This is a genomic window from Pseudomonas sp. HMWF021 (genome assembly GCF_003061005.1).
In the GTDB taxonomy this organism is placed as follows: domain Bacteria; phylum Pseudomonadota; class Gammaproteobacteria; order Pseudomonadales; family Pseudomonadaceae; genus Aquipseudomonas.
The window spans coordinates 23,738-28,273 of the sequence record NZ_QAIK01000102.1; the positions used below are offsets into that span (position 1 = coordinate 23,738).

General features: G+C 63.5%; 4 protein-coding genes and 1 pseudogene. All 5 read right to left on the minus strand.

The window, feature by feature from the left end:
* Positions 1-176, minus strand: a pseudogene (locus DBR18_RS29185) (protocatechuate 3,4-dioxygenase subunit beta); the annotation flags it as partial.
* 37 nt (positions 177-213) lie between these two features.
* The gene (gene pcaF, locus DBR18_RS13630; RefSeq protein WP_177482382.1) at positions 214-1,419 is read right to left on the minus strand and encodes a 3-oxoadipyl-CoA thiolase; all 1,206 of its coding nucleotides are present in this window, start codon (positions 1,417-1,419) and stop codon (positions 214-216) included.
* The gene (locus tag DBR18_RS13635; protein WP_007963157.1) at positions 1,416-2,195 is read right to left on the minus strand and encodes a CoA-transferase subunit beta; all 780 of its coding nucleotides are present in this window, start codon (positions 2,193-2,195) and stop codon (positions 1,416-1,418) included. The genes pcaF and DBR18_RS13635 overlap by 4 nt, the downstream gene beginning before the upstream one ends.
* The gene (locus tag DBR18_RS13640) at positions 2,195-3,052 is read right to left on the minus strand and encodes a CoA transferase subunit A (RefSeq protein ID WP_108590698.1); all 858 of its coding nucleotides are present in this window, start codon (positions 3,050-3,052) and stop codon (positions 2,195-2,197) included. The genes DBR18_RS13635 and DBR18_RS13640 overlap by 1 nt, the downstream gene beginning before the upstream one ends.
* A 262-nt stretch (positions 3,053-3,314) precedes the next feature.
* The coding region (locus tag DBR18_RS13645; protein ID WP_108590706.1) for an MFS transporter at positions 3,315-4,536 on the minus strand (1,222 nt) is incomplete at its 5' end.

Sequence of the window (4,536 nt, forward strand, 5' to 3'; positions counted from 1 at the left end):
TCCTTGTCGGCGACGCGTTCGGCACCGATGGTCGGGCCGGTGATCTCCGACAACGAATGCGGCAGAAACACCAGCGGCTTGGACGGCGAGCGCAGGTTGGTGGATTGATACGTCGGGTGCAGGTATTCGGGCTGGGTGCCTTCCTGCGGACGACGGTAGCCAGGCTTGTCAGTCATTTCGCTTTCCTCTGTTCTTATCAGTCGACGCGCTGCGTCAGACGCGTTCGATGGCCAGGGCCAGACCCTGCCCGACGCCGACGCACATGGTCGCCAGACCTTTCCTGCCGCCGGTCTTTTCCAGCTGATGCAGCGCAGTCAGCACCAGTCGCGCGCCGCTCATGCCCAACGGGTGGCCCAAGGCAATCGCGCCACCGTTCGGGTTGACCTGCGGCGCATCGTCAGCCAAGCCCAATTCACGCAGCACCGCCAGGCCTTGGCTGGCGAAGGCTTCGTTGAGTTCGATCACATCGAAATCGCTGACCGCCACGCCGAGACGCTCGATCAGTTTGCGCACCGCCGGCACCGGGCCGATGCCCATCACCCTAGGTGCAACACCGGCGCTGGCCATACCCAGCACTTTGGCCCGTGCTGTCAGGCCGTGTTTTTTCACCGCTTCCGCCGACGCGAGAATCAGCGCGGCGGCGCCATCGTTGACCCCGGACGCATTGCCAGCGGTGACGGTCTTGTCCGGGCCGTTGACCGGTTTGAGTTTGCTCAGCGCTTCAAGCGTAGTGTCGGCGCGCGGATGTTCATCCTGGCTGACCACGGTTTCGCCCTTCTTGTGGGCGATCCGCACTTCGACGATTTCCTCGGCAAAGTATCCCGCCGCTTGTGCAGCGGCCGTGCGCTGCTGACTGCGCAGGGCAAACGCGTCCTGATCTTCGCGCGACACTTTATAGTCGTCGGCAACGTTGTCGGCGGTCTGCGGCATCGCATCGACGCCGTATTGAGCCTTCATCAGCGGGTTGATGAAACGCCAGCCAATGGTGGTGTCTTCCAGCTTCATGTTGCGCGAGAACGCCGCGTCCGCCTTGCCCATCACGAATGGCGCGCGGGACATCGACTCGACGCCGCCGGCAATCGCCAGCTCCATCTCGCCACTGGCAATGGCGCGAAACGCCGTGCCGATCGCGTCCATGCCCGAAGCGCAGAGACGGTTGAGGGTCACCCCCGGCACGCTGTCCGGCAGACCCGCCAGCAGCAGTGCCATGCGCGCCACGTTGCGGTTATCTTCACCGGCCTGATTGGCGCAGCCGAGGAACACTTCGTCGATTGCACTCCAGTCCACCGACGGATTGCGCTCCATCAGCGCCTTGATCGGCACGGCGGCCAGATCGTCTGCGCGCACGGCGGACAAACCGCCGCCAAAACGGCCGATGGGGGTGCGAATCGCATCGCAGATATACACGTCACGCATCATGCTTCTCCTGGTGCCTGGCCGTGGGCGGCGGCGGTGCGCGCTTCGAGATCGCGCAGCGCGGTCAGCTCAACCTCGGTCGGCGCAGCGGTGGTTTCAACGTTGTCGGCAAAGCGGATGGCCCAACCGGTGGCGGCGACCACCTGCTCGCGGGTCACGCCCGGGTGCAGGGCGGTGACCACGAATTCGTGAGTGCCCGCTTCCGGCTCCATGATGCACAGGTCGGTGATGATCCCGACCGGGCCAGCACCCGGCAGGCCCAGACGCTTGCGCGAATCGCCGCCCTCGCCGTGCCCGACCGAGGTAATGAAGTCGAGCTTGTCGACGAACGAACGCGCCGACTGCTTGAGGATGATCAGCACGCTTTTCGCCGAACCGGCGATTTCCGGCGCGCCACCGGCACCCGGCAGGCGCACTTTCGGTGCGTGATAGTCGCCGACCACCGTGGTGTTGATGTTGCCGAAACGGTCGACCTGCGCGGCGCCGAGAAAACCGACGTCGATGCGCCCGCCCTGCAGCCAGTAGCGAAAAATCTCACCGGTCGGCACCACGGTGTCGGCGGTCTCCGCCAGTTCGCCGTCACCGATCGACAGCGGCAGCACGCTGGGCTTGGCGCCAATCGGGCCGGATTCGTAGATCAGCACCACGTCCGGCGACGACGTCAGACGCGCGAGGTTGGCGGCTTTCGACGGCAGGCCGATGCCGACGAAGCACACCGAGCCGTTTTTCAGGCGACGGGCCGCTGCGACGGTCATCATTTCATTGGTGGTGTAAGTCATTACTTGGCCTCCGAAGCAGCGGCCAATTTGGCCTGGAACTCGCTGAAGTCAGCGCAGCCATGGATGTATTCGTTGATCCACGCGGTAAACGTCTCACGGTCACGGGCGATCGGATCCCACGCCTGATAGAAACGATTGTCGCGCTCGGTGTAACCGTGGGCGTAGGACGGATGCGCGCCACCGGGTATGTGGCACACCGCGCTCAAAGCCCAGGTCGGCAGCACGCAGGCATTCATCGGGGCGTTGAGGTTGTCGACGATTTCCTCGACGGTGACGATGCAGCGCCTGGCCGCCAGTGCCGCTTCTTTCTGCACCCCGAGAATGCCCCACAGCAGCACATTGCCCTGACGGTCGGCTTTCTGAGCGTGGATCACGGTCACGTCCGGACGTACCGACGGCACCGCCGCCAACACTTCACCGGTGAACGGGCAAGTGACCGTTTTGATCAGCGGATTGACCTTCGGCAAGTCGGAACCGGCGTAGGCTCGCAGCACGGCGAACGGCAGGCCGGACGCGCCGGCGACGTAGGCATTGGCCAGGTCGGCGTGGCTGTGTTCTTCGATTTCCAGGGCATGCGGCCATTGCTTCTCGACCGCATCGCGCAGTCGGTGCAGCGAACCCACACCCGGGTTGCCACCCCAGGAAAAGATCAGCTTGCGTGCACAACCGGCACCGATCAGTTGGTCGTAGATCAGGTCAGGCGTCATCCGCACCAGGGTCAGATCTTTCTTGCCCTGACGAATGATTTCATGACCTGCCGCCGTAGGGATCAGGTGCGTGAAGCCTTCGAGCGCGACGGTGTCACCGTCGTTGACGAATTGCTTCACCGCGGCGTGCAGCGAAAGGATCTCGGCCATGGAGCAGGCTCCCGTTTTTGTAGTGAATCGCCAGTGATAAAAAGGCGCGAGGTTCAGCGCCGGAGTCACTGCAGATTAAGCCGCTGAAAATCGCCAAACAATCCGATAATCGACTGAGTGTTCGTTTATCGAACGGATTGTTATCAACCTATCGTTCTGTGTAGTCAGCAAAAGATCGCAGCCTTCGGCAGCTCCTACAGAGGTACGCATTCCAATGTAGGAGCTGCCGAAGGCTGCGATCTTTTCGGCTTAAACCGCGATATCAGGTCGCATCCGCATGACTGACCATGCCTTTGATCAGCACCGCCGCCGTCGCCAGCCCCGCCGGAATCACCAACGCCGTCAGCACCTGCTCGAAATTCCAGCCCAACCCCAGCAGCGTCGCGCCCATCCACGCCCCGAGAATCGCGCCAAAGCGGCCAATCCCGAGCATCCACGACACCCCGGTCGCCCGCCCTTGCGTCGGATAGAACCGCGCCGCCAGTGAAGGCATCGCCGATTGCGCACCGTTGACGCACATCCCCGCGACCAGCACCAGCGTCGCCAGCAACGTGATGTTGCCCAGGCTCTGCCCTACCGCGTAGGCAAACACCCCGGCTAGCAGGTAAAAAGTGCCGATGACCTTGTGCGGATTGAAGCGGTCCATCGCCCAGCCTACAGCCACCGCGCTCAATACCCCGCCGAACTGGAACAGCGCGCCAATGAACGCTGCCTGCTCCATGCTCGCGCCGCTGTCACGCATCAGGGTCGGCAGCCAACTGGTCAGCAGGTACACGATGACCAGGCCCATGAAGTAGGTCAGCCACAGCAACAAGGTGCCGGCGCTGTAGGTGCCGGAGAAAATCACCGCGAACACGTTGCGCGCCTTGACGGTTTTCTGCTCCGGCACACTGAAACTCGCCGCTTGCGCCACGGTGACCGGATCGATCGGCGACAAGGTCTTGCGCACCTTGTCGGTGCCGCGATTGCGTACCACCAGATAACGCGCCGATTCCGGCAGCCAGAACAGCAGCACCACCGCGAGGATCAGCGGCAGGATCCCGCCGATCATCAGCAGGCTGTGCCAGCCGAACGCCGGGATCAGCTTCGCCGAAATGAAACCGCCGCCGGCCATGCCGAGGTTGAAGCCGCAGAACATGCTGGTCACCAGCAAGGATTTCTTGCGCTCCGGGGTATATTCCGAGAGCAGCGTGGTGGCGTTGGGCATGCCGGCGCCCAGTCCGAGACCGGTGAGGAAGCGCAGCACCAGCAATTGTTCGACATTGGTGCTGTACGCCGAGGCCAGGCTGAAAGCGCCGAACAATACGACGGCGCCGACGAGGACGACTTTGCGCCCGAAACGGTCCGCCAGTGGGCCGGAACCCAGTGCGCCGAAGACCATGCCGATCAGCGCGGCGCTCATCACCGGGCCGAGGCTGGCGCGGTCGATGCCCCAGTCCTGGGACAGCGCCGGCGCGATGAAGCCCATCGCTGCCGTATCGAGG